The organism is Burkholderia dolosa (assembly GCF_902499135.1).
GTDB classification, from domain to species: domain Bacteria; phylum Pseudomonadota; class Gammaproteobacteria; order Burkholderiales; family Burkholderiaceae; genus Burkholderia; species Burkholderia dolosa.
The window spans coordinates 23214-47302 of record NZ_CABVPR010000042.1 but is presented as its reverse complement, the minus strand read 5'-3'; the positions used below and the strand labels follow the sequence as shown (position 1 = coordinate 47302).

26 protein-coding genes and 1 pseudogene are annotated in these 24089 nt (G+C 67.8%); 17 read left to right on the top strand and 10 right to left on the bottom strand.

The genetic code is table 11. The features are described 5' to 3' along the window. Nucleotides 1-80: 80 nt before the first annotated feature. Nucleotides 81-1448 carry a sigma-54-dependent transcriptional regulator gene (locus BUB20358_RS18895; RefSeq protein ID WP_035975950.1) on the top strand — a complete coding sequence of 456 codons (1368 nt, stop codon included), beginning with the start codon at nucleotides 81-83 and terminating at the stop codon, nucleotides 1446-1448. A gap of 21 nt (nucleotides 1449-1469) precedes the next feature. On the opposite strand, the gene BUB20358_RS18890 is transcribed toward BUB20358_RS18895, so the two are convergent. After that, entirely contained in the window at nucleotides 1470-2408 is a 939-nt protein-coding gene (locus tag BUB20358_RS18890) for a glycosyltransferase family 2 protein (RefSeq protein WP_006767458.1), read from the bottom strand. After that, nucleotides 2387-3082 carry a PIG-L deacetylase family protein gene (locus BUB20358_RS18885; protein ID WP_006767457.1) on the bottom strand — a complete coding sequence of 232 codons (696 nt, stop codon included), beginning with the start codon at nucleotides 3080-3082 and terminating at the stop codon, nucleotides 2387-2389. The genes BUB20358_RS18890 and BUB20358_RS18885 overlap by 22 nt, the downstream gene beginning before the upstream one ends. A 320-nt stretch (nucleotides 3083-3402) precedes the next feature. Between BUB20358_RS18885 and BUB20358_RS18880 the strand changes: the two genes are divergently transcribed. Next, nucleotides 3403-3954: a PAS domain-containing protein gene (locus BUB20358_RS18880; RefSeq protein ID WP_035975948.1), complete on the top strand. Its 552-nt coding sequence runs from the start codon at nucleotides 3403-3405 to the stop codon at nucleotides 3952-3954. Nucleotides 3955-4005: 51 nt separating this feature from the next. Here BUB20358_RS18880 and BUB20358_RS18875 read toward each other — a convergent pair whose 3' ends face one another. Then, nucleotides 4006-5052 (bottom strand): UDP-glucuronic acid decarboxylase family protein, encoded by a 1047-nt coding sequence (locus BUB20358_RS18875; protein ID WP_035976244.1) that lies wholly within the window; start codon nucleotides 5050-5052, stop codon nucleotides 4006-4008. Next, nucleotides 5052-6368: a glycosyltransferase family 4 protein gene (locus tag BUB20358_RS18870; RefSeq protein WP_045552343.1), complete on the bottom strand. Its 1317-nt coding sequence runs from the start codon at nucleotides 6366-6368 to the stop codon at nucleotides 5052-5054. Before BUB20358_RS18870 ends, BUB20358_RS18875 begins: the two co-directional genes overlap by 1 nt. Before the next feature lie 242 nt (nucleotides 6369-6610). Here BUB20358_RS18870 and BUB20358_RS18865 point away from each other — a divergent pair, with 242 nt between their 5' ends. From BUB20358_RS18865 to BUB20358_RS18830, 8 genes are all read left to right on the top strand, one after another. Next, complete coding sequence (locus BUB20358_RS18865; RefSeq protein WP_035975945.1) at nucleotides 6611-7018, top strand: BON domain-containing protein; 408 nt, start codon at nucleotides 6611-6613, stop codon at nucleotides 7016-7018. A gap of 27 nt (nucleotides 7019-7045) precedes the next feature. Beyond that, nucleotides 7046-8077, top strand: a complete 1032-nt coding sequence (locus BUB20358_RS18860) for an SDR family oxidoreductase (protein ID WP_006767452.1) — start codon at nucleotides 7046-7048, stop codon at nucleotides 8075-8077. A gap of 54 nt (nucleotides 8078-8131) precedes the next feature. Continuing rightward, on the top strand, nucleotides 8132-8431 hold the full coding sequence (locus tag BUB20358_RS18855; RefSeq protein ID WP_006767451.1) for a DUF2795 domain-containing protein: 300 nt from the start codon (nucleotides 8132-8134) through the stop codon (nucleotides 8429-8431). Between the two features lie 64 nt (nucleotides 8432-8495). Further along, complete coding sequence (locus BUB20358_RS18850; RefSeq protein ID WP_006767450.1) at nucleotides 8496-9062, top strand: hypothetical protein; 567 nt, start codon at nucleotides 8496-8498, stop codon at nucleotides 9060-9062. A gap of 127 nt (nucleotides 9063-9189) precedes the next feature. Then, the gene (locus tag BUB20358_RS18845) at nucleotides 9190-10047 is read left to right on the top strand and encodes an SDR family oxidoreductase (protein ID WP_006767449.1); all 858 of its coding nucleotides are present in this window, start codon (nucleotides 9190-9192) and stop codon (nucleotides 10045-10047) included. Nucleotides 10048-10075: 28 nt separating this feature from the next. Beyond that, the gene (locus BUB20358_RS18840; RefSeq protein ID WP_035975943.1) at nucleotides 10076-10681 is read left to right on the top strand and encodes a DUF4142 domain-containing protein; all 606 of its coding nucleotides are present in this window, start codon (nucleotides 10076-10078) and stop codon (nucleotides 10679-10681) included. A 57-nt stretch (nucleotides 10682-10738) separates the two neighbouring features. After that, on the top strand, nucleotides 10739-11350 hold the full coding sequence (locus BUB20358_RS18835; protein WP_035975942.1) for a DUF892 family protein: 612 nt from the start codon (nucleotides 10739-10741) through the stop codon (nucleotides 11348-11350). 26 nt (nucleotides 11351-11376) lie between these two features. Then, entirely contained in the window at nucleotides 11377-12558 is a 1182-nt protein-coding gene (locus BUB20358_RS18830) for a zinc-dependent alcohol dehydrogenase (RefSeq protein ID WP_035975941.1), read from the top strand. Nucleotides 12559-12661: 103 nt separating this feature from the next. On the opposite strand, the gene BUB20358_RS18825 is transcribed toward BUB20358_RS18830, so the two are convergent. Continuing rightward, nucleotides 12662-13981, bottom strand: coding sequence for an NRAMP family divalent metal transporter (locus BUB20358_RS18825; RefSeq protein ID WP_035975940.1), 1320 nt, complete (start codon nucleotides 13979-13981; stop codon nucleotides 12662-12664). 386 nt (nucleotides 13982-14367) lie between these two features. Here BUB20358_RS18825 and BUB20358_RS18820 point away from each other — a divergent pair, with 386 nt between their 5' ends. Next, nucleotides 14368-14847 (top strand): response regulator, encoded by a 480-nt coding sequence (locus BUB20358_RS18820; protein WP_035975938.1) that lies wholly within the window; start codon nucleotides 14368-14370, stop codon nucleotides 14845-14847. A gap of 18 nt (nucleotides 14848-14865) precedes the next feature. Beyond that, the gene (locus BUB20358_RS18815) at nucleotides 14866-15102 is read left to right on the top strand and encodes a YdeI/OmpD-associated family protein (RefSeq protein ID WP_035975936.1); all 237 of its coding nucleotides are present in this window, start codon (nucleotides 14866-14868) and stop codon (nucleotides 15100-15102) included. Nucleotides 15103-15176: 74 nt separating this feature from the next. On the opposite strand, the gene BUB20358_RS18810 is transcribed toward BUB20358_RS18815, so the two are convergent. Next, nucleotides 15177-16070, bottom strand: a complete 894-nt coding sequence (locus BUB20358_RS18810) for an AraC family transcriptional regulator (protein WP_045552373.1) — start codon at nucleotides 16068-16070, stop codon at nucleotides 15177-15179. Nucleotides 16071-16352: 282 nt separating this feature from the next. Between BUB20358_RS18810 and BUB20358_RS18805 the strand changes: the two genes are divergently transcribed. Genes BUB20358_RS18805 through BUB20358_RS18795 form a run of 3 tightly spaced genes read left to right on the top strand, consistent with a single transcriptional unit; the run spans nucleotide 16353 to nucleotide 18798 of the window. Further along, nucleotides 16353-17093 carry an SDR family oxidoreductase gene (locus BUB20358_RS18805; RefSeq protein WP_006767442.1) on the top strand — a complete coding sequence of 247 codons (741 nt, stop codon included), beginning with the start codon at nucleotides 16353-16355 and terminating at the stop codon, nucleotides 17091-17093. Nucleotides 17094-17139: 46 nt separating this feature from the next. After that, nucleotides 17140-17901 (top strand): SDR family NAD(P)-dependent oxidoreductase, encoded by a 762-nt coding sequence (locus BUB20358_RS18800; protein WP_006767441.1) that lies wholly within the window; start codon nucleotides 17140-17142, stop codon nucleotides 17899-17901. Nucleotides 17902-17949: 48 nt separating this feature from the next. Then, nucleotides 17950-18798 (top strand): SDR family NAD(P)-dependent oxidoreductase, encoded by an 849-nt coding sequence (locus BUB20358_RS18795; protein ID WP_006767440.1) that lies wholly within the window; start codon nucleotides 17950-17952, stop codon nucleotides 18796-18798. 210 nt (nucleotides 18799-19008) lie between these two features. Here BUB20358_RS18795 and BUB20358_RS18790 read toward each other — a convergent pair whose 3' ends face one another. Both BUB20358_RS18790 and BUB20358_RS18785 read right to left on the bottom strand, forming a co-directional pair. Then, nucleotides 19009-19392, bottom strand: coding sequence for a hypothetical protein (locus BUB20358_RS18790; protein WP_006767439.1), 384 nt, complete (start codon nucleotides 19390-19392; stop codon nucleotides 19009-19011). 305 nt (nucleotides 19393-19697) lie between these two features. Further along, nucleotides 19698-20582 carry a LysR family transcriptional regulator gene (locus tag BUB20358_RS18785; RefSeq protein ID WP_006767437.1) on the bottom strand — a complete coding sequence of 295 codons (885 nt, stop codon included), beginning with the start codon at nucleotides 20580-20582 and terminating at the stop codon, nucleotides 19698-19700. Nucleotides 20583-20713: 131 nt separating this feature from the next. Between BUB20358_RS18785 and argC the strand changes: the two genes are divergently transcribed. Then, nucleotides 20714-21640 carry an N-acetyl-gamma-glutamyl-phosphate reductase gene (argC, locus tag BUB20358_RS18780; RefSeq protein WP_035975935.1) on the top strand — a complete coding sequence of 309 codons (927 nt, stop codon included), beginning with the start codon at nucleotides 20714-20716 and terminating at the stop codon, nucleotides 21638-21640. Between the two features lie 74 nt (nucleotides 21641-21714). Here the strand turns inward: argC and BUB20358_RS18775 are convergent. After that, a pseudogene (locus tag BUB20358_RS18775) lies at nucleotides 21715-22612 on the bottom strand (alpha/beta fold hydrolase). A gap of 19 nt (nucleotides 22613-22631) precedes the next feature. After that, nucleotides 22632-23510, bottom strand: a complete 879-nt coding sequence (locus BUB20358_RS18770; RefSeq protein ID WP_045552372.1) for an alpha/beta fold hydrolase — start codon at nucleotides 23508-23510, stop codon at nucleotides 22632-22634. Nucleotides 23511-23626: 116 nt separating this feature from the next. Between BUB20358_RS18770 and BUB20358_RS18765 the strand changes: the two genes are divergently transcribed. Further along, nucleotides 23627-24013, top strand: coding sequence for a MerR family transcriptional regulator (locus BUB20358_RS18765; protein ID WP_006767434.1), 387 nt, complete (start codon nucleotides 23627-23629; stop codon nucleotides 24011-24013). Nucleotides 24014-24089 lie beyond the last annotated feature (76 nt).

Sequence of the window (24089 nt, the reverse complement as noted above, 5' to 3'; positions counted from 1 at the left end):
CGCCGTGTGCCCGGCGGCGCGCCTGCACCGACTACTCATTGCGGACCGGCGAAGCACCGGCCGCATCACAAGGAGCCCAAATGCCTTATGTGCTGATCGTCGAAGACGATGCCGATACGCGGGCGATGCTCGCGGAGCTCGCGCGCGCGCAGCAGCTGACGTGCGACACCGCCGCGACGCTCGAGGAAGCCCGCACGCTCGTCGCGACGCATACGCCCGATCTCGTGCTGTGCGATCTCGTGCTGCCCGACGGCAACGGGATGGATTTGTTCGACGCGTTGCCGAAACGCGCACATTGCGAAATGGTATTGACGACCGGCCACGCGAGCCTCGAAACGGCAATCGATGCATTGCGCCGCGGCGCGACCGATTATCTGGTGAAGCCGCTGAACATGCAGCGGCTGAACAGCATCTTCGCGCGCGTGCCGCGCACGACCGCGCTGCACGAGGAAATCGCCGAGCTGCGCTCGGAGCTGCAGCGTCTCGGCCGCTTCGGCCGCATGCTCGGCAGCTCGCCCGCGATGCAGGCCGTCTACGATGCGATCGGCCGCGTCGCGCGCACCGAAGCGTCGGTGCTGCTCACAGGCGAATCGGGCACCGGCAAGGAACTGGCCGCGCAAACGGTGCACGACCTGAGCCTGCGGCGCCGCGGCCCGTTTCTCGCGGTCAATTGCGGCGCGATTGCCGCGAACCTCGTCGAGAGCGAGATGTTCGGCCACGACCGCGGCAGCTTCACCGGCGCGGAGCGGCAGCACAAAGGGTTCTTCGAGCGCGCGGACGGCGGCACGCTGTTTCTCGACGAAATCACCGAGATGCCGCTCGAGTCGCAGGTCAAGCTGCTGCGCGTGCTCGAGACGGGCCGCCTCACGCGGCTCGGTTCGACGCGCGAGGTCGACGTCGACGTGCGCATCGTCGCCGCGACGAACCGCGATCCGGAAGCCGCGATGGCCGACGGCAAGCTGCGTCCCGACCTGTATCACCGGATCAACGTGTTCCCGATTCCGCTGCCGGCGCTGCGCGAGCGCGGCGACGACATCCCGATGCTCGCCGATGCGTTCCTGCAGCGCTTCAACGAGGAAAGCGGCCGCAACCTGCGCTTCGCGCCGGCCGCGCGCGAGGCGCTGAAAACCTACTCGTGGCCCGGCAACGTGCGCGAGCTGCGCAACTTCGTGCAGCGCGCGAGCATCTTCAGCGACTCCGACGTGATCGAAACGCTGCCGCCGCCGATCATGGACGAACTGTCGAACATGGTCGATTCGCATGAAGATCGCGTGACGGTGCCGTTCGGCACGCCGCTGGAGGAAGTCGATCGCCGCCTGATTCTCGGCACGATCGCGCAGTGCGGCGGCGTGAAGGCGCAGGCGGCCGAAGTGCTCGACGTCAGCCTGAAGACGATCTACAACCGCCTCGCGCAACTCGAAGACGAAACGGACAAGCCCGAGTCCTGATCGACGCTCGCGTGCCGGCGCTCATGCGTGCGTCTCGGGCCGCGGCCCGGCTCCCGGCCGCGGGCTTGCGTCGTCGAGCCGGCGGCGCATGCGTTCGACGTGCGGCGGAATCGCGCGCCGCTCGCGCAGGATCCACGGCAATCCGGCGAACGTGCTGACGAGCCCGCGTTCGCGCCGCAGTGTCGGCAGCAGCCGCACCGTATGCGCGAGCGCGGCGCCGGCCGGCCATCTGAGCCACGCGGTCCATACCGCATTGCGCGCCGATACGCTCGCGCGCGTGCGCGCATCGCGCTGCGTGGACGGGTAATGATGAACGGTCAGTTGCGGCGCATAGACGAGCCACGCGCCGGCGCGGCACAGGTCGAGCGCGAGCAGCGCTTCCTCGCCGCCGATGAAGTAGCGCGGATGGTAGCCGCCCGCACGCAGGAACGCGTCGCGGCGGAACGCGGTCGCGCCGGCGAGCAGCCCGAGTATCGGTCGGCCCGGCAGCGTGACGGGCGCATCGAGCGGGCTGTCGGCCATCAGCCGGCACGTCGGGTCTTCGCGTTCGTCGGGGCCGACGAGCACGCGCGCGGTCACCGCCGCGACGTGCGGATACGCGTCGAGCAGGTTCGCGGCTTCGGTCAGCGAGCCGGGCGCCCACCACGTGTCGTCGTCGCAGAACGCGACGTGCGGCGTGCGTGCGACGGCCACGCCGAGATTGCGGCCCGCGGCGCCGAGATTGGTCGGCGCATGCACGAGCACGACGTGCGGAAAGCGCTCGCGCACGAGCGCGGCGGTTGCGTCGTCCGAGCCGTTGTCGACGACGACGATCGCAGGCCGATCGGGTAGCGCCGACAACTGCGACAGCGTGCGCGCGAGCTCGTGCGCACGCCGGTAGGTCAGCACGACGGCGGTCATGCGCGTCTCGCGCGGCGGCAGCGCGACGCGGGCCGGTGTTATGCGCACGTGCGGTCGCATTCGAGTCGCCAGTACGTTTCGGGTTCACGGAGGGTGGCCTGCATATGAGGTTCGAGCAGCGAAACCTGGCTCGCATACGCGGCGACGGCAGCGGCCTTCGCGGCTTCCGCGGCTGCGCGGTCGCGCACCGCGAGTTCGGCGGGCCGCGCGATCCAGCCTTGTTCGCGCCAGCCGGCCACGCGTTTGGCCATCAGCCCGTCGATCCGGCGATACGGCGCATCTTCATAGAACCGCCATGTGTGCGATGCATCGTCGTCGCGCAGCAGCGATAGCACCGCTTGCTGCACCTGCAGGTGATCGTGATGGAACAGGCCCGCCGGCGCGAGCACGCGATGACCGGGATGCGCGTCGATCGCGTCGGCCAGCGTCGCGGCGATCGCCGTCGACGCGGCCGGCATCTCGTACTGATCGTCGAAGAAGTCGAGCCACACGGGCCGTGCATCGAGCAGCGCGAGCGCGCGGCTGTCTTCGTCGCGGCGCGCGCGCATCGCTTCGTCGGCGGTGCGGAATCCCGCGCGGCGGTCCCACGGCGGTGCCGCGGTGCCGCGCGGCGGAATCCCCGCGAACACGGTGACGACGACCGAGCCGGGCGACTGCGCGAGCAGCTGCCCGCAACTGAAGACGGCGTCGTCCAGATGCGGCGATACGACGATCCAGCGTGTCGGAGCGGTCATGGCTTGAAGCTCTCCTTCGTAGGCGGCCGGGCCGGCAGTCCGGACCGCCAAGCATTCGCCGTGCCCGTGCGCTGCGCCGCGGCGCGTTCCCGTTTTCCGTCCGGCAGGAGCCCGTCCGGTGACTGAAATTGCAAGGCCGCGAGCCGGAAATTACGCGATCGCGGTAATGCTCGTCGCGATCGCGACCGTGCTGCATGCGCTCGTGGTCCGCTTCGGCGGCCAGAACATGCCGTTCCTGCTGTACTACCCGCTGCTCGCGGGCGTCGCGTGGTGCACGTCGCTGCTGTTCGGCACGGTGTCGACCGGTCAGCGCGCTACTGATGTGGACGCTGTTCCTGACCGATCCGGCCGCGTATGCGGGGCCGCTGTTCGACCGCGTCGTGCGGCTCGTCACGTTCGTGCTGACCGCTCTGCTCGTGCGCACGCTCGCCGCGATGCCGCGCCGCGCGCGGCGTGCGAACGATGTCGCGCATCGACGCGACGCGGCCGCACGCCGGCGGCTCGAACGCATGCTGCACGCGCTGCCGCACGGCGTGATCGCGATCGACACGCGTGCGCGCGTCACGTATATCAATAGCACCGCGGCCGACCTTGTCGACTGCCGGCCCGACGATGCGACAGGCCGGCCGGTGCGCGACGTGCTGCATCTGTGCGACCGCGACGGCTTCCGGCTGCTCGATGCGCTGCGCCGGCGCGACGCGAACGGCGCAGCGCCGCCGTCGAAACCGCGCGTGCTGGCCGTGACCGCGCATGCGGGGATCGCCGACGAGCGGCGCGCCATCGAAGCCGGGTTCGACGGCTATCTGCGCAAGTCCGTCGACGTGCGCGAACTCGCGGGCAAGATCGCACGCGTCATGCGGCGGGACGGCTGACGCGCAGCCGGCATCGGCCGCGCATCGAGCGCCGCGCCGCGCGGGCATCGCTCAGGTCGTCGGTGCCGCGCGATTCTGCGTGCTGATCTGCGCGAGCATGTGCGACGCGATCTGCGTGCTGCGCACCAGATCGCCCGGCCTGTGCTGCATCGCCTGCCGATGAATGAAGTAACGCGCGGTATGCGCGAGCCCGGTCGCGAACGACGTCGTCGCGCGCCAGCCGAGCCGCCGGCGCGCGGCGTCGAGATTCGGGCGGCGCTGACGCGGATCGTCGGACGGCAGCGGCCGAAACTCGATCGGCACCGTCGCGCCGACCACGCGCACGACTTCGCGCGCGACGTCGATCATCGCGATTTCGTTGTCGCTGCCGAGATTCACCGGTTCGCTCGCGTCGCCCGGTTCTTCCATCAGCCGGATCAGCGCGTCGATCATGTCGTCGACGTAGCAGAACGAGCGCGTCTGCTTGCCGTCGCCGTACACGGTCAGCGGCTGGTTCGCGAGCGCCTGCGTGATGAAGTTCGACACCACGCGGCCGTCCGCCGGATGCATGCGCGGGCCGTACGTGTTGAAGATCCGCGCGATCCGGATGTCGACGCCGTACTGGCGGTGATAGTCGGTAAACAGCGTCTCCGCGCAGCGCTTGCCTTCGTCGTAGCATGCGCGGATGCCGATCGGATTCACGCGCCCGCAGTAGTGCTCGTCCTGCGGATGGACGTCGGGGTCGCCGTACACCTCGCTGGTCGACGCCTGCAGGATGCGCGCCTTCACGCGCTTCGCGAGGCCGAGCAGATTGATCGCGCCGTGCACGCTCGTCTTCGTCGTCTGCACCGGGTCGCGCTGATAGTGGACCGGCGATGCGGGGCACGCGAGGTTGTAGATCTCGTCGACCTCGACGTACAGCGGGAACGTGACGTCGTGCCGCATCAGCTCGAAGTTCGGCGCGTCGAGCAGATGCGCGATGTTGTCCTTCGCGCCGGTGTAGAAGTTGTCGACGCACAGCACGTCGTGCCCGGCCGTCACGAGCCGTTCGCACAGATGCGAACCGAGAAAGCCGGCACCGCCGGTCACGAGCACGCGTTTTCGGTCGTAGCCCCTCATCATGCATTCTCCTTGCGGTGCGCGAGCACGGGCGGCGTGGTCGCGACCGGCGTACGGCGGCTGGTCGCCGCCGTGCCGGCGCGCGGCGGCTGCGCGACGTCGCGATAGATGTCGACGAGGCGATCGGCCACGCCGCGCCACGTGTAGAACCGGTGCGCGCGCAGATAGCCGGCGCGGCCGAGCGCGTCGCAGTGCTCGGGCTGCGCGCGCAGCTGAACGAGCCGTTCGGCGAGCGCGGCCGGATCGCGCGGCGGCACCAGATAGCCGGTCTTGCCGTCTTCGACCGTCGTGCGGATGCCGCCGACGTTGCTGCCGATCACCGGCGTCGCGCACGCCATCGCCTCGACCGGCGTGATCCCGAACGGCTCGTACCACGGCGTCGTCACGAACACGTCGGCCGCGCTGTAGTACAGATGCAGCGCGTCGCGATCGCGCCGGCCGACGAACGTCACGCGATCGGCGATCCCGTTGTCGTGCGCGAGCGCGGCGAGCCGCGCAAGCTCCGGGTCGCCGGCCGGATCCGGCTCCGCCTGACTGCCGCCGACGACGTACAGGCGCGTCGGCCGATGCGGATCGCGCGGCATCCGCGCGAGCGCGTCGATCACGTTGTCGATTCCCTTGCGCGGCACGAGCCGCCCGAGCTGCAGCACGATGAACGCATCGTGCGGCCAGCCGAGCCGCGTACGCGCATCCGCGCGCGGCACCGGCCGGAACTCGCGTTCGTCGAACCCGCACGGGACGATTTCGATGCGCGCGGCGTCGGCGCGATAGTGCGTCGTGAGATCGAGCGCATCCTGCGGGCATTCGGCGATCAGCCGGTCCGAGCGGCGCGCGAGCGTGTCCTCGATCTTGAAGCGCTCGTCCGGAAAGCCGTCGGCCGCGCCCTGGTGCAGCCGGCGCACGCGCCCGAGCGCATGAAACGTCGTGACGAGCGGAATGCCGAGACGTTTCTTCACACGCAATGCCGCATGGCCCGACATGAAGAAGTTCGCGTGCATCACGTCGACCGGATCGGGCTCGCGCCGCATCCGCTCGATCATGTAGTCGGCGAACGCGTCCATGTACGGCAGCAGCCGCTCCTTCGGCAGATCCGCGGGCGGGCCGGCCGGCACGTGAATCACGCGCATGCGCGGGCCGATCTGCACGACCTCGGGCAGGTGCGGGTTGTCGCAACGCGTATAGACGTCCACGTCGAGCCCGCGCTCCGCGAGCTGCTTCGCGACGTTCGCGACGTAGATGTTCTGGCCGCCCGCGTCGACGCCGCCGATCACCCCGAGCGGCGATGCGTGTTCACTGATCAACGCAATTCTTTGCATGGTGTCGCTCCCGATGTCGGGGCCGCGCCGGTGGGCCCCGTTCACGCTCCTTCGGCAATCGCCGTGCCCGGCGCTTTGCGGGGCGAAACGCATGCGTGTGTGCCGAAAAAATTACAACGCGTTGGATGAAAGGGCGTCCGATCGCGCCATCGTACGCGCAAGCGGCGCATGGGCCGCGGCACGCGATTTGCGTCGCTTGCCGATGCCCGCCGGCGATGCCGGCCTGACGAAAGGAGGTCACGATGAAGGTATTCCCGCTGCAAGCACGGTCCGCCCGGCTGCGCCGCCTGCCCGCCCGGCGGATCGGGATGGCGGTTGCGATTGCCGCGGCCGCCGCGTGTGCGGTCGTCGCGCCGAACGCGTTCGGCGCCGGCGACGACAGCGCCGCGTCGTCGTCTTCGTCGTCGTCGTCGCATTCGACGACCGGCGCGAAGATCCGCGACGCGACGATCACGACGAAGGCGAAAGCCGAACTCGTCGGCACGAGCGGCCTGTCGGCCGGCGACATTCACGTGAAGACGCGGCACGGTGTCGTGACGCTCACCGGCAGCGTGCCCGACGAGCAGCAGCGCACGCAGGCCGTCAGCGTCGTGAAGCAGGTCGACGGCGTGCAGAGCGTGCGCGACCAGCTGACGATCCGGCCGAAATAACCGCAGCGCCGCAAAAGGAGTCCAGCGATGAAATGCATGCTCAAACCGGTCGGCGAGCAGACGATCGTGATCACCGGCGCGACCAGCGGCATCGGCCTCGTGACCGCGCGCAAGGCCGCGCGGCGCGGCGCGAAGCTCGTGCTGTTCGCGCGCAACCAGGAAGCGCTGAACACGCTGTGCGACGAGATCCGCCAGCATGGCGGCCTCGCGGTGCCGGTTGCCGGCGACGTCGGCAACCTCGAGGATCTGCAGCGCGCGGCGGCGGCCGCGGTGGACACGTACGGCGGCTTCGATACGTGGGTGAACAACGCGGGCGTGTCGATCTTCGGCACCGCGTCGACCGTGCCGCTCGAAGACCAGCGCAAGCTGTTCGACACCAACTACTGGGGCGTCGTGCACGGCTCGCTCGTCGCGGCCGACCACTTCCGCCGCAAGAGCGATTTCCACGGCGGCGCGATCATCAACATGGGCAGCGAGGCGTCCGACGCGCCGTTGCCGCTGCAAAGCGCGTATGTCGCGTCGAAGCACGCGGTGAAGGGCTTCACCGATTCGCTGCGCCTCGAGATGGAAGCCGACCATCTGCCGGTGTCGGTCACGCTGATCAAGCCGGCTGCGGTCGACACGATGTTCGTGATGCACGCGAAGAACTACATGAACGTCGAGGCGAAGCTGCCGCCGCCGATCTACGACCCCGACATCGTCGCCGACGCGATCCTGTTCGCCGCGTCGCATCCGCGCCGCACGCTGTTCGTCGGCGGCGCCGCGAAGTTCACGTCGGCGAGCGCGTATCACGCGCCGCGCCTGTTCGACCGCGTCGCCGCGACGCTGTTCTCGCGCGGCCAGCGCACGGTGCGCCCCGCGCGCCCGCGCGACGACAACGCGCTGTACGAGTCGCGGCACGCGCTGCACGAGCGCGAAGGCATGGAAGGCACCGTGCTGCGCGCGTGCGCATACAACGCGGTCGTGCAGCGGCCGAAGGTCGCCGGCGCGGTCGCGGTGGGCGCCGCGGCGCTGATGCTCGCCGCGCTGGCGCGCTCGCGCCGCACGTCGTCCGCCTGATTTCCGGCTCGATACCGGCCGGCTTGATTCATTCAATCCCTGAAGGAGGCTTCAATGACATCGCGACAACATACGGGCCACGAGCACAGTCATTCGCGCGCGCACGAAGGCGAGCGCACGCAGCAGGACCACGACAAGGGCGGCCATCAGACCGGCCACGGCAAACCGCCGAGCCCCGTCGACGTGCAGAAGGCGCTGAAGGGCATGGACTATCCGGCGAGCAAGTCCGACGTCGTCGAGTGCGCGGAGCGCTCGCATGCGGACCCGCAAGTGATCGAGATGCTCAAGCGCATTCCGGATCGCGAATACGAGACGCCGGCATCCGTGTCGAAGGAACTCGGGCGGCTGATGTGAGCGCCGCCGCGCCGCGAGCGACCCGCGCGCGGCGCACCACGCATCATTACGGAGGAGCACGAGCATGGCGATGATCGTCGCAGGTCGTTTCACGACGTTCGATGAGGCGGAGGGAGGCGCGCGCCACCTTTACGAGCGCGCCTTCGGCCCCGACGACGTATCGATCTTCTTTCTGAATCCCGGCGGCCAGCACGCACGCTTTCCGATCGGCGGCGACGTGTATGCGGATTCGGCCGCGAAACCCGGCGGCCGCGGCGCCGTGGTCGGCGCGATGCGCGGCTTGCTGATCGGCGTCGTCGTCGGGCTGATCGCGTATGCGCTCGGCGCGCGCTACTGGTTCGTGCCGGCCGCCGGTGCGCTGGCCGGTGCGTATCTCGGCGCGTTCGGCGGTGCGCTCGGCCGCATGCGCGGCGAGCGCGCGGAAGGCAAGGGCACGCTCGCCGCCACGGAAACCGGCGTGATCCTCGCCGCGCGCGTGACGCCGAGCACCGCGAGCACCGCGGAAGACGTGCTGCGCGCCACGGGCGCGACGTCGATCGAGCGCGTCGAAGGCGACTGGCAGGACGGCGAGTGGCGCGACTTCGACCCGGTGCGCCGGCCCGACGAAGCGACGTCCGAGAGCCGTCGTTGACGCGCGCATTTTCTGCACACGCTTGCAACACGGTCGCCGCGATCCGCGGCGAACCGCGTGCAATCGGCGCGTTGCGTGCGGCACGCGTCTTGCGTCGTGTCTCCGACACCTGAACGAGGAGGAATCCATGACCACCGCACAGACCCCGCCGCCCCAGAAGCAGACTCAGCAGCCGGGCACCGAGCGGGACATGAATCCGAAGCCGCGCGACGAAGCGGCCGATTACGTCGGCAGCGGCAAGCTCGCCGGCAAGGTCGCGCTCGTGACCGGCGGCGACAGCGGCATCGGCCGCGCGGTCGCGATCGGCTTCGCGAAGGAGGGTGCGGACGTCGCGATCGTCTATCTGAACGAATCGGACGACGCCGCGCACACGAAGAAACTGATCGAGCAGACCGGCCGGCGCTGCGAGGCGATCGCGTGCGACATCGGCGATCGCAAGCAGGCGTACGACGCCGTCGCGCGGACCGTCGAACGCCTCGGGCGCCTCGACGTGCTCGTGAACAACGCGGGCGAACAGCATCCGCAGCCGGGCATCGAGGACGTGACCGAGGAGCAGCTCGAGCGCACGTTCCGCACCAACGTGTACGGGATGTTCTTCTGCACGCAGGCCGCGCTCGCGCACATCAAGGCGGGCGGCCGCATCGTGAACACCGCGTCGGTGACCGCGTATCACGGCAGCCCGAAGCTGCCCGACTATTCGGCGACCAAGGGCGCGATCGTCGCGTTCACGCGGTCGCTGTCGATCGAACTGGCCGAGCGCGACATCCGCGTGAACGCGGTCGCGCCAGGGCCGATCTGGACGCCGCTGATTCCGTCGACGTTCACGGCCGAGCAGGTGGCGAAGTTCGGCTCGAACGTGCCGCTCAAGCGGCCCGGCCAGCCGGACGAGCTGATCGGCTGCTACGTGCTGCTCGCGTCCGAAGGCTCGAGCTACATGACGGGGCAGACGTTGCACCCGAACGGCGGCTCCATCGTCGGCGGCTGAGCGCCGCGCCCACTCAAGGAGAAACCGGATGAAACGACCCAACTGGACGATCGCGGCGCTCGCCGCCGGCGTGCTTGCGATGTCGGGCGTCGCCCGCGCACAGATGCCGAGCGAGCCGCCCGCATCCAATTCGCACGCGCCGAGCGGCGTGATCAATCCGTCGTCGGGCGCCGGCGACGCGGCGATCGCGAAGGCGCCGCAAGGCAGCGACGCGGAATTCGTCGACAAGGCCGCGCTCGGCGGCAAGACCGAAGTGCAGGCGAGCCAGCTCGCGCTGAAGCAGGCGAAGTCGCCGGACGTGCGCGCGTTCGCGAAGCGCATGGTCGCCGATCACGGCAAGGCCAACGCGCAGCTCGCGAAGCTCGCCGCGCGCAAGGGGATGAAGCCGCAGACCGAGCAGATCGCCGACCCGGACGTCGACGCGCTGCGCGGCAAGAGCGGCCACGACTTCGACGTCGCGTACGTCGCGGCGGCCGGCCCCGAAGCGCACCGCAAGACGATCGCGCTGTTCGAGAGCGAGGCGCGCGACGGCAAGGATCCCGATCTGCGTGCGTTCGCGAAAGCCACGCTGCCGACGCTCAAGCATCACCTGAGCATGGCGGAGTCGCTCGAACGCAAGGTGGGCGCGCAGTAACGCGCGCCCGAGTCAACCCCTGGGCCGCGCGTGCGGCCCGCTTTTTCGGAGGCAGTCATGGCCCAACGCCAATCGAAGCACGAAGGCATCCTCGAACTGCTCTGCCAGGCGTACGAGACCGAGCTTGGCGGCGCGAAGATCTATGAGGCCGCGCTGCAGTGCGCGACCGACGAGGACCTGCACAAGGAGTGGGAGAGGTACCATCGCGAAACGCTGCATCACCAGGAGGTGCTGCGCAACGTGTTCAAGACCCTCGGCCTCGATCCCGATGCGCAGTCGCCCGGCCGCGCGGCGGTGGCGGCCACCGGCGAATCGCTGGTCCAGGTGATCGAGCAGGCGCGCAAGCAGGCGGACCCGGCCGTCGCGCAGGTCGTCGCGGCCGAGTGCGTGGTGCTCGCCGAAACGAAGGACCACCTGAACTGGGAGCTGATCGGCTATGCGGCGGACCAGCTGCCCGACAGCGAAGCGGCGAAGGTGTTGAAGGCCGCGCACGACGAGGTCGAGGCCGACGAGGATCATCACCTGTATCACACCCGCGGCTGGGCGCGCGAGATGTGGATCCAGTCGATGGGCTTCAAGGCCGTGCTGCCGCCGCCGGAGGAAGTGAAGAAGGTGGAATCGGCAGCCGACGCGGCGCGTGCCGAGCGCTCGCGCGGCAAGATGATGTAACGGCGCGCGGCCGGGGGAGCGTGCCGATGATGGCGTTGTGCTGGCACGGCAAGCGCGCCGTGCGCTACGAACGGGTCGACGATCCGGCGATCGAGCATCCGCGCGACGCGATCGTGAAGGTCACGCTGTGCGGGATCGGCGGCGCCGACCTGCATCTGTACGATGCGGCGATGCCGGGCCTGAAGGACGGCGCGATCCCCGGCCGCGAATTCATGGGCGAGGTCGTCGAAGTCGGACGCGACGTCGATGCCGCGCGGCTGCGCGTAGGCGATCGCGTCGCCGTGCCGTTCGCGATCGCGTGCGGCGAGTGCCGCGCGTGCCGGCGCGGCGACTACGCGGTGTGCGACGCGTCGAACCCGAACCGCGCGTTCGTGCAGCGCGTGTACGGACGCGGCACCGGTGCACTGTTCGGCGGCGGCCATCTCGCCGGCGGCTATCCGGGCGGCCACGCGGAGTACGTGCGCGTGCCGTACGCGGACGTCGGCCCGATCAAGATTCCCGACGAAATCGACGACGAGCGTGCGCTGCCGCTCGGCGATGCGCTGCCCGCCGGCTGGCAGGCAGCGGTGCAGTGCGAGATTCGCCCGAACGAGACCGTCGCCGTGTGGGGCGCGGGGCCGGTCGGGCTCTACGCGATGCTGGCCGCGCGCGTGCTCGGCGCCGGCCACGTGATCGCGATCGACTGCGTGCCCGCGCGGCTCGAACGCGCGCGCATGCTCGGCGCGACGCCGATCGATTTCACGCGGCTGAGCGTGGCCGACACGCTCGCCGACCATACGCACGGGCGCGGCCCGGACAAATGTATCGACGCGGTCGGACTCGGCGCGCATGCGGTCGGCGCGATCGATGCGCCGCTCGACCGTTTCGACGAGACGTCGGCGCCCGGCGTCGATTCGCCGCACGTGCTGCGCGAGGCGATCTACGCATGCCGGCCGGGCGGGATCGTGTCGGTTGCCGGGCTGTACGGCGGACTCGTCGACAGCGTGCCGGTCGGCGCGCTCGTCAACAAGGCGCTGACGCTGCGCGCCGCGCAGGCGCACGTGCAGCGCTGGTCGCGCGACCTGCTGACGCGCATCGCGAACGGCCAGATCGATCCGTCGTTCGTCGTCACGCATCGCGCACGGCTCGAGGACGGTCCGCAGTTGTACGAGACGAGCCGTAGTCGTGCGGACGGATGCATCAAGGCTGTGATGCGGCCCGGCGATTGATTCGCGTTCAATCCACGCTCGACCCGTGTATCGGTTCAGGCCTGCGCGCAAATGTGCGCGAGCGTCGGCTCGCGCGTTCGGCCGTGCCGCAGCACGCGGCGCATCACGACAGCACGTCGACGAACATCGTCACGACGGCCACCACCATCAGCGCAACTGCGAGCCAGCCGAGCGTTCTCGCGACGATTCCGCTGCCCGGCTGTCCGGACGCGGCGCGCTTCTTCGCCAGCAGCATCACGAGCACCAGCATCGGCACCGCCGCGACGCCGTTCAGCACCGCGCTCCAGTACAGCGCCTTGATCGGATCGATCGGACTGAAGCAGAACCCGATGCCGGCGATCACGCACAGCGCGAGCACCGCATAGAACGCCGGCGCACGCCGCACCGGCTCGTTCAATCCTTCGCGAAACCGCCACGCTTCCGCGCAACCGTAAGCGGCGCTGCCCGCGAATGCCGGAATCGACAGCAGCCCGCAGCCGACGATGCCGAACGCGAATACCAGAAACGCCGCTTCGCCCGCGAGCGGCCGCAGCGCTTCGGCCGCCTGCGCGGTCGAGCCGATGTCGTGCCGGCCGCGCGTGAAGAACACCGCCGCGCCGATCACCATGATGCAGAACGACACTGCGTTCGTGACGATCATTCCCGTCCACGTGTCGAACGTGATGCGGCGCTCCGCCGCGCGGCGCGTGCCCGGCGAGCACGCCGTATCGCCGTTGCGCGCTTCGGCCGCCGTTTCCTCGACTTCGAGCGCCGCCTGCCATACGAACAGGTAAGGACTCAGTGTCGTGCCGAGCACCGCGACCGCGGTCGTCGCATACGCGTGCGTGAACGCGATCTGCGGCAGCACCAGCGCGTGCAGCAGGTTGCCCCAGTCGACGTGCACGAAGCCGAGTTCGACCACGTAGGCGATCAGGCCGAGCGTCATCCACTTCAGCCAGCGCGAATAGCGCTCGTACGACAGCGTCATCTGCAGCGCGAGCGACACGATTCCATAGACGGGCGCATACCAGTAGCTGCGGCCGCCGACCACGAGCGCGGTCGCGTCGCCCATCGCGGCGAGATCGGCGCCGACGTTCACCACGTTGACGAGCGCGACCATCACGATCAGCGCTTTCGCGAGACGGTCGGAGAAATGCTCGCGGATGCCGGCGACCAGCCCCTGACGATTGCTGCGCCCGACGAATGCCGACGCGAGCTGCACGGCCACCATCATCGGCAGCGTGACGACGATCATCCACAGCATGTTGAAGCCGAACTGGCTGCCGGCCTGCGCGTAGACCGCGACGTTGCTCGGATCGGCGTCCGACGCGCCAGCGAGCAGGCCGGGGCCGAGCCTGCGGTACCACGGCTTCTCGGCGACCGGTGTCGCAGACGGCGCGTGCGGTGCGTTCGGTGCGACGTCGTCGGGGCCGAGGTCGCTCATTCGGCGGCTCCACGTGTGTCGCCGCCGGCATTCGCGCCGTGCGCGGGCCGCGTCGCGGTGCGCAATGCGCCGACGCAAGTGTCCGGCGCGTGGCCGTCGACGGGCGACGCGGCCGTAATCGTGCGCGTGTCGGGCGCGATCGTCGTGCGGCATCGCCCGCGTGCTGCAATCGGCACGGCGGCGCGCGATCGCGGCTCGCCCGCGTGCAGCGGCCGCGCGGCAGCGGCAGGCGGACGGCAAGCGCTACCGAAGCGAAAGAACGGCGTCGCGAGCATCAAAGGCTCCTGTGTCGATCATCGCGAACATGCAGCAACCGGCATGCCGCGTGCAGTCAATATGGGCGCGCAGTTTGCGTATGGGCCGCACCCGACGACAGGAGAAAGGCGATGCATACCGACCCCGGCGACGATCCGGCTGCCGACGACGTGCTGCTGTGGCGTGCGCCCGACAGCGTACCGCTGCGTCCGCGCCGCGTGCTGGTCGTCGACGACTATCGCGATGCGGCCGACGCGCTGCAGCTGCTGCTCGAGGCGCGCGGCTTCGAATGCCGGATCGCGGACGATCCGTTCGCCGTCTGCGACGTCGCGCGCGACTGGCAGCCGTTCGCGATCGTGCTCGACATCGCGATGCCCGGCCTCGACGGACTGCAGCTCGCGATGCGCCTGCGCGGCGATCCGCATACCGCCGACATGCTGCTCGTCGCGTGCAGCGCGTTCGCGTCGCCGCGTGACCGCGAGCGCGCGAGGGAAGCCGGATTCGACGCGCATTGCGCGAAGCCGCTGACGCCGCATCGGCTGCTGCGCTATCTGGAAGCCGCGTGTACGCGCGCGGCGCCGCCGGACGGGGACGTTACACGGCGGTTGTAAAACGGTGCCGGGGAGGCGATGCGGGGTTGCAACGCTTCATTCGACGCTCGCCCGAAACGCATCGGCTTTCAAGCCGACACAGAGCGAGCCGACGATGCCGATCGCAACGCGAGCGCGTTCCTGGCGACGCTGACCGGCCGAAAGCGCTGCGCCATGTTGTTCCGGATACAGAACGCGAGAAAGCCCGATACGCGGGCGCGCAAGATCGAAGCGTTCATCGGCATGCTGAATCGCGGCGCGACTATTCATCCGTAGACCGCCATTCGCCACGGCGTCGGGTGTGCGATCGCCGTCGTGCGTACAACGTCGGCGATCACATGGCAGACGGCCTACGTACCAAAGCGAACCGCCGGCGAAAGGGTGAAGGACTCGCGCATGTCGCGCGCCTCCTCGACCGGCGTTCTTCCGAAAAGGCGCTTGAACTCGCGGCTGAACTGCGAAGTGCTTTCATAGCCGACGCGTCCCGCCGCCGCAGCGGCGGTGATGCCGTCGCGAATCATCATCAGGCGCGCGTGGTGAAGCCGCGTGGACTTGATATACTGAATCGGCGACGTCTGCGTCACCGCGCGGAAATTGGCATGAAACGCCGGCACGCTCATGCCGGCTTCTTCGGCAAGACGCGGCACGTTGAGGGGCGACGCATAGTCGGCGTGGATGCGCTTGAGCGCCTTCGCCACACGGCCGAACCGTCCGTGGTGCCCGAGCGCCGCACAGAGCGCGCCGCCTTGCGCGCCGGCCAGCACCCGGTAGCAGATTTCCCGCACGAGGCTCGGCCCCAGAATCTGTGCGTCCATCGGCACCGTCAATGCCTCGAGCAGCCGCACCGTCGCATCGGCGAGCCGGCCGTCGAGCGGTGTGGACACGATGCCGTTCGGCGCCGCATCCGGCAGACGTCCGAGCGCACCGATCTGCGCGATCAAGTCGCTGAGCTCGATGAGGTCGAGGCGGATGGATACCGCGAGCATCGGTTCGTCGCGCGACGCGTGGGTTTCGGTCGAGAACGGCAGCGGTACGGACAGCACGAGGTAGTGCTGCGCGTCGTAAATATAGACGTCGTTGCCCAGGAACCCGAGCTTGCGGCCCTGGCAAACGATCACGATGCTCGGCTCGTACAGCACGGGCGTGCGCCCGAGCGGGCGGTCGGAACGCATCAGCCGCACGCTGTCCAGCGCCGACTGCGTATATCCCTCGCTCGGCGCCAGCTTCTCGATCAGGCGGACCATCTTGACGGACGCGGCAGAGCGGATCTTCGACACGTCGTTCTCCTGTTGCTCGCTATACGCGCCATTCTAGCTTCGCGCCGGATGCGCCGCCAGACCACTCGATAGGAATAGGCAATAACGCCATCGTTACGTGTATTCGCGCGACGGCAACCCGTTCCTATCATTCGATCACTGGCCAACGAACCGTATCGCTTCATTCGATGCAGCGACGAACGGCGGACGTTCGACGGATGAGCGCGAACGGCAGCGGCCAATCCATAGCCAACGATAGGAGTATGCAAGATGGCAAACACCTCCAACGAGTCGAAAACCATCCTGATCACCGGCGCGAGCAGCGGCATCGGCGAAGGCGCGGCGCGCTTGCTCGCCGCACAGGGGCATCGTGTCGTGATCGGCGCTCGCCGTACCGACAGGCTCGCCCGGCTGGCGGAATCGATCGAAGCATCCGGCGGCATCGTTCGTTATCGCGAGCTCGACGTGACGTCGGCCGACGACGTCGCGGCATTCGCGCGCTTCGCGCTCGATGCATTCAGCCGCATCGACGTGCTGATCAACAATGCGGGCGTGATGCCGCTTTCGCCGCTGAACGCGCTGAAGCTGGACGAATGGAACCGGATGATCGACGTGAACATCCGTGGCGTTCTGCACGGCATTGCCGCCGTGCTGCCGACGATGGAAGCGCAAGGTCGCGGCCAGATCGTCAATATTTCGTCGATCGGCGGCCTTTCCGTGTCGCCGACTGCCGCCGTCTACTGTGCGACCAAGTTTGCCGTGCGCGCGATCTCCGACGGCCTGCGCCAGGAAACCGACAGGATTCGCGTGACCGTGATTTGCCCCGGCGTCGTGGAGTCCGAGCTGGCCGACTCGATTTCGGACGACACCGCACACACGGCAATGCAGACCTTCCGCCGCATCGCGATCACACCCGACGCCATCGCGCGCGCGATCGCTTACGCGGTCGAGCAGCCGGACGACGTCGACGTCAGCGAGATCGTCGTGCGGCCGACCGCGAGCCCGTTCTGACCGAACCGAAACGCAACGTTCAACGCATCCGATCCTGGAGCACACCATGACATCACCCAGCACCGCAAGCGACGCCTTCGCAGGCAAGGTCGCCATCGTGACCGGCGCAGCCAGCGGCATCGGCCTCGCCACGACCGAACTGCTTCACGCCGAAGGCGCGAACGTGATCGCCGTCGGACGCGGCAGCAACGTGGAAGCGCTGGCCCGTCCCGGCATCGTGCCGCTCGTCGCCGACGTGTCGCGCGAGGACAGCGCCGTGCGTGCCGTCGCGACCGCGATCGACCGGTTCGGCCGGCTCGACGTTCTGGTCAACAACGCAGCGATCATCATCAACAAGCCGCTGATCGATATGTCGCTCGACGACTGGAACGGCATTCAGGCCGTCAATGCGACCGGCGCATTCCTGTTCTCCCGTGAAGCGATGCGCGCGATGGTGCCGGCAAAGACCGGGGCCATCGTGAACGTGGGTTCGTACGCTTGCTATCAGGCATTTCCGCTGATCTCCGCGTATGCGGCGTCGAAGGGCGCGCTCGCGCAGCTGACGCGCGCGCTGTCGCTCGAGGCGATCGAACACGGCATCCGCGTGAATGCGGTCGGCTCCGGCGACGTCATCACCAACATTACCAATCACATCCATGCGGACGGGCAGGCGTTCCTCGCGGAGCACGGAAAGAAGGCTCCGATCCGTCGCGCCGCGCAGCCGAAGGAAATTGCGGAGGTGATCGCGTTCCTCGCGTCGGAGAAAGCCAGCTTCATCGTCGGCGCGGTCGTCATGGCCGACGGCGGCATGAGCGTCGCGCTTCCCTGAACGCGGCAATCCTTCCAGCACTCCATTTGCAACTCGAAGAGGTTCATCATGAAATCGGTATCCCGCACGTGGTTCGTCACCGGCGCGTCGAAAGGCGTCGGCCGGAAACTCGTCACCCGTTTGCTCGAACAAGGCCACCGCGTCGCGGCGACGTCGCGCGCCGCGGCATCGCTGACCGACGTTTTCGGTCACGCGTCCGAGCGCTTTTTGCCGCTGGAGGTCGATCTGACGAACGATCGAAGCGTCCAGCATGCAATCGAGAAGACCGTGCAACGGTTCGGCGCGATCGACGTCGTCGTCAACAACGCAGGGTATGCGCAGCAAGGCACCGTCGAGGCGTTGTCGGACGAAGAGCTGCGCCGGAACTTCGAAGTCAATTTCTTCGCGCCGATGGCCGTCATGCGCCATGCGCTGCCGCACCTTCGTCGCCAGCGCAGCGGGCACATCATCAACATCTCGTCCATCGTCGGCTATCACGGCGGATATGCGGGATGGGGCAGCTACGTCGCAAGCAAGTTCGCGCTGTCGGGCGTGACGGAATCCGTTGCGGCGGAAGTCGCCGAGCTCGGTATCCGAGCGACGGTCGTGTATCCCGGGCCGGTACGCACGGACTTCCTGTCGAGCGATGCGCTCGCGGTGGCCAAGCGGCAGATCGACGATTACTCGGAGGCGAAGGCGTCGCTGGACTTGCATCTCGACACGTTGCACGGCCGTCAGGCCGGCGACCCCGACAAGCTCGCGCTTCTCATCATCCAGGCTGCGAACGTCGAATCGGCTCCGCTGCACCTGTTCGCGGGCAAGATCGCGAACGAACTCGCGTCGGTAAAGGCGAGCGCGGTCGCGAAGGATCTGGACGCGTGGAAGGGCTCGTCCGAAGCGACCGACTTCGCCGATTGATCCGAATGTGAAAATGTCCCGGCCTTGCCGGGACGTTCGTTGAGGCCGGGCGACGCAACGCGCGTGGTAGGCCGTCTATCCAGACGGTCTTTCGGAGCACGCGGGGTCCACGTTCTCGATCATTTGCAGGCCAGCGAGACGTGGGCTGCCCCATACGTGACTCGTCTGGTTCCGGTCTCGCCAACCGGATATTCCGATGGCAGACAACGGTCAGAGATCGCCGCGTACTTCGCCGGTTCCGAGCGCACTCCGCTGCCGGTTCACTTCCGCCCAAAGCGCGTCGCTGTCGTCGTTGCGCAGCACGATCATCCAGTCGAGCTGCTCGTCGGTCACGCCGAAGTATTCGAGAATCTCCCGGCGAACCGCATCGATGAACTCGGCGTATTCCGGCGTTGTCTGCGCTTGCGCGTGCAACGCGTCGTATTCGGCATCGTCGTCGCCGCCGCCGTGCTCGTCGATATAGCGAGAGATCCACTGGTCTCGTTCGCGATCGTAATCGGCCTCGGCGCGCATCGCTTGCACAGCCGTGTAGAAATCCAGTTGCGCGAACGCGGCGATCGCCGCCGTTGTCGCTTCGTCGAATGTCGTCGTCATGTCATTTCTCGCGTTGAGTCGGCGTACGTCATTGCATCGTGCGGCTCGCGGGCAAGTGTTGCGAGCGGACGGTGCGAGACGTGGTCTGGCGCCGGCGTTTGGGCCGTGCAGAGACCAAGATTGTCTGCGATCCGGGCGCTGCGGTCGAGTGCCTGAAAACGATCCGAGCGCCCGTTGGACGCCAACCGCCTTGGCGTTCCAGTTCAGCAGCCAAATTTCCACAAACCGCCTTTTCATTGATCGCAGCGACCCACAAAGCTGTGTCTATTCCAGCGACAAGAAATCGGCACGGCAACCAGCGCCCGCTACGCCGCCCGCAAATCGCCCAACACATCGAGCACGTACTGCGTCGCACGCTCGACGTACCCCGCGCGGTACGCGATCCCCAACCGCCGCCATAACGCCGGCCGCAACGGCCGCATGACGACGCGCGTATCGGGTAGCGGCGTGGCGCTCTCGTTAGGCAACAGCGCCGCGCCGTAACCTGCCGCTACCAGGCTCTTGATCGCGTCGTTGTAGTTCAGCTGAATGCGCGGCACCGGATGATGTCCTGCGCTGGCGAACCACTCCGCAGTCAGACGCGACAGATGTGTCGTCGCGTCGTTCAGAACGAGCGGCCGAGCAGCGATCCACTCGGGCGTCACGCGGGCCGGACACCGCCAATGCGCGGGAACGAACGCCATCACGGGGTCGCGGCGCCAAGGCTTGATCACGAGCCCGGCGACCGGCGGCTGAGGCAACGCGACGATCCCCACGTCGAGCGTTCCATCCATCAGCCGGGACAGCGTGTCTTGCGAAGTCAGCACCGCGATCTGAACGTCGATCGCGGGATGGCGCTCGCGCAGCGTTTCGAGCGCTTGCGGCAGCAGATGCGCGATCACGCCCGTGGATGCGCCGAGACGTACGCGTCCTTCGAGCCCGTCGACCTGGCGTCGAATATCGTCCAACGCCTGCTCCGCGTCGGCCAGCAGCCGACGGGCGCGCTCCACCAGCACGTCGCCTATCGACGTCGGTCCGACGTGGCCGCGCTTGCGTAACAGCAGCGGAGCGCCGATGCGGTCTTCGAGTTCGGCGATGTGGAGGCTGACGGTCGGCGGCGCCAGGTTCAATGCACGCGCCGCGTCGGCAAACGAACCGCGGTCCGCAACGGCGACCAGCGTGCGCAAGCGGTCCAGACTGATTTCTCGCATGATGCTGCCCCACGGTTCAGAGAAACTGAATGCCGGCGTTGTGAAATTCAACTTTCACTATTCTAGCCGCGAGCGCAACATCGACACTCGTCTCACTTGTCACGACCCACAGTCAGCGGAGTCATCCACCTATGAGCGCTCCCGTAGTTTTCATCGACGGCGACCAAGGCACCGCCGGGCTGCAAATCCACGACCGGTTGCGCGGCCGGACCGATATCAGACTGCTCACGCTTGCCGCGGCGGATCGCAAAGATTTGCGGCGCCGGGCAGAAGCGATCAACGCATGCGACATCGCGATCCTCTGTCTGCCGGACGCCGCCGCGCGCGACGCGGTCGACGCCATCGTCAATCCCGCCGTACGCGTGATCGACGCGAGCTCCGCTCACCGCACACATCCGGACTGGACATACGGTTTTCCGGAGATGACGCCGGGCCAGGCCGACAAAATTGCGAACGCATCTCGCGTCACGAATCCCGGTTGCTATCCGACCGGCGCGGTCGGCTTGCTGCGGCCGTTGGTAGCGGGCGGGCTCATACCCGGCGATTACCCGATCAGCATCCACGCGGTGTCCGGCTACTCCGGACGCGGTCGCGCGGGCGTGGAAGAGCACGAGGGCCCGGCAGCGGCCAACGCACTTCCGTATCAGGTCTATGGGCTGGAACTCGCGCACAAGCACACGCCCGAGATTCGGCAGCATGCCGGGCTTGCGCGACGTCCGATCTTCGTCCCTGCGTACGGCGCGTTCCGCCAAGGCATCGTCCTCACGGTGCCGCTCGCATTGCGGCTGCTCGCACCCGGCGTGAATGCGTCAACGCTACACGCGTGCCTCGCACGCCATTACGCGCAGGCAACCCGCGTACGCGTATTGCCGCTGCACGAATCGAGCGTGCTGAAACACCTCGATCCGCAAGCGCTGAACGGGACGAACGACATGCAGTTGAGCGTGTTTCACGACGCCGGGCACGAGCAGGTTCTGCTGTCCGCGGTTTTCGACAATCTTGGCAAAGGCGCGTCCGGGGCGGCGGTTCAGAACCTGGATCTCATGCTTGAGCGGTAGTCGCGCGCGGTGGTCCGATCGATCCATCGAGCTCGCCGCGTTCATATCCGCTTACGGAGGCAATGATGAACGTGTCAGACCAGGAACCGTTCGAGCGCCGACAACACTTCGTTTGGCGCATCCTCAGCGAGCAGATGGCCGCCGGGCAATTCGTTGCCGGTCACGTGCTCCGCCCATCTGGACCAGATATCGACAGGCGACGTGCGCGCGGCCTTCTGCTCGCGCGCGCTCCATAGCACCAGCACCGGACACGCGAGTTTCCGGCCCGCCGCGAAATCGCTTGCATCATGATCGAGATCCTCGGACGCAGCAGCGCGATAGTCTTCGCATATCGCGTGGCGCACGTGCGGGTTCCGAAACGCGACTCGATACGCGTCGAGCGCCGCCGGGTCGATCCGGTCGAGCCCGCCCGCCATCTTCGCGAGCGCGGTGTCGATATAGGCGTCAGGATCGGCCGCCAGCATTCGCTCAGGCAGGTCCGCCGGCTGCGCCAGAAAGAACCAGTGCCATGCATTCAACGCGAACGTGTCGTCGATCGTTGCAAACGCATCGAGCGTCGGTACGACGGCGAGCGACACATACGCGCAGACGCGCGCCGGATGATCGAGCGCGAGCCGATACCCGGCGCGCGCGCCGCGATCATGTCCGGCCACGGAGAACCGTTCATACCCGAGCCGGTCCATCAAACCGACGAGCGCGTTCGCCACGCGACGTTTCGTCCAGCGGGACCGATCGTCGAGAATCCGGCTGTCGCCATAGCACGGCAGATCCGGAACGACGACGGTATGCGACTTCGACAGCGCCGGCGCAATCAATCGCCACGCAACATGCGTTTGCGGATAAGCCGTGCGGTAACAGCACCGGCGATCCGGTCCCGCCGATTCTCCCGCGAAACGCGACGCCGCCTGCTTCGACGTCGAGCCGCGCGAAGCCGGGGAAGAAGTCATGTCCTGCTGCCGATGTCGTGATCATGTCCGTTCCTCGCACGACTTCATTGCCGGGATACCGAGCCGACGAACTCGGCCAGATCGCGATTGAAACGCTCGGGCTCCTCGATGAACGGCGCGTGTCCTGAATCGGCGTACACGTTCGTGACGATGCGTGGATTCAACTCGGTCGCGCGTGCGAGCGTCGCGCGCGTGTCGACCAGTGCGTCGCGGCCGCCGTAAAGGAACAGCAGCGGCACGCGCGCTTTGCCGATTCCTTCGGCCGCGAAAACGGTCATCGTCGGGATCTCCCGCTGCATGTCCCACGATGCCATCGCGGCGTTCGCGAGCAGGCGTTCGAACGTTACGGCATCCGGTTGACGATGGAAGCAGAGCCGCACGAACGCGCGCTCTCCGTCGAGATGGGTTTTCAGGTCCGGCGAATTCATATCGCGATACACGTCGGGATGCGCGACGATCTGGCCTGGCGCCAGTTCGACTACGCCGTCGACGAACACCGCGCCGGCAATCCCGCGGTCGCCATACTTCGCGAGGTAGTTGGAAATCACGACGCCGCCGAGCGACCAGCCGACGATCACCGGCTTGCGCGCATGCGAGCCTGCGATCACCGCTGCGAGATCGTCGGCCCAGCGGCTTCCGTCGTGATACGGTGCGGCGCCGGACGGCTTGTCGGACTGCCCGTGTCCGCGCAGGTCGTACGTGATGATCCGGTACTGACGGAGTGCCGGGCTCGTCGCCTCGGCGTCCCAGTTCAGGCGGCTGCCGAGCAGGCCGTGGATCAGGATGATCGGCGTGCCGTCGGGATTGCCGCTTTCCTGAACCGCCAGCTTCACGCCGTCCGACGACGTCACGGTATACGCCGCCGGAGCGGCGGCCGCATAGGACGCGGGCACGAACAGCATCGCGGCCCACACGACGACCATCCGCACAATGCCGAACACGCTGGTGTGCATGAGATTCCTCCATGAGTTGAAGAGGGGCTCAGTCTGAACCCTCACACTGATGTGAGAGTCAAGCGAACCATGCTAACCTCGCGCTCATGAAGAAAACCCCTACGCAACAATTGCTGACGGTCGGCGAGCTGTCGCGCCGCACAGGCGCAAGCGTGCGGTCCATTCGGCATTACGACGAACACGGTTTGCTCGCGTCGGTACGCGCGAGCAATGGCTACCGTATGTTCCCCGACAAGGCGATCACGCAGGTCACGCAGATCCAGCGCATGATCGCGACCGGGTTCACGATCGAGGACATCCGCGGCTTTCCGGACTGCATGCTGTTGATCGAAGGCGCGCGTTCGTGCGACCAGATCGGCGAAGTGCAGCGCGAGCGGCTGAAGGCCATCGAGCGGCAGATCGCGGATCTGGAAAAACGCCGTGCGCGGCTCATCAAAATGCTGACGGACGGTGCGGCGCCGCCGGTCGAGTGACGCGGAAGCGACGGCCGTACGCATCCCGGCGTCGCTGTCATACGCATCGTTGCCGATGGAACGATGCCGACACTGG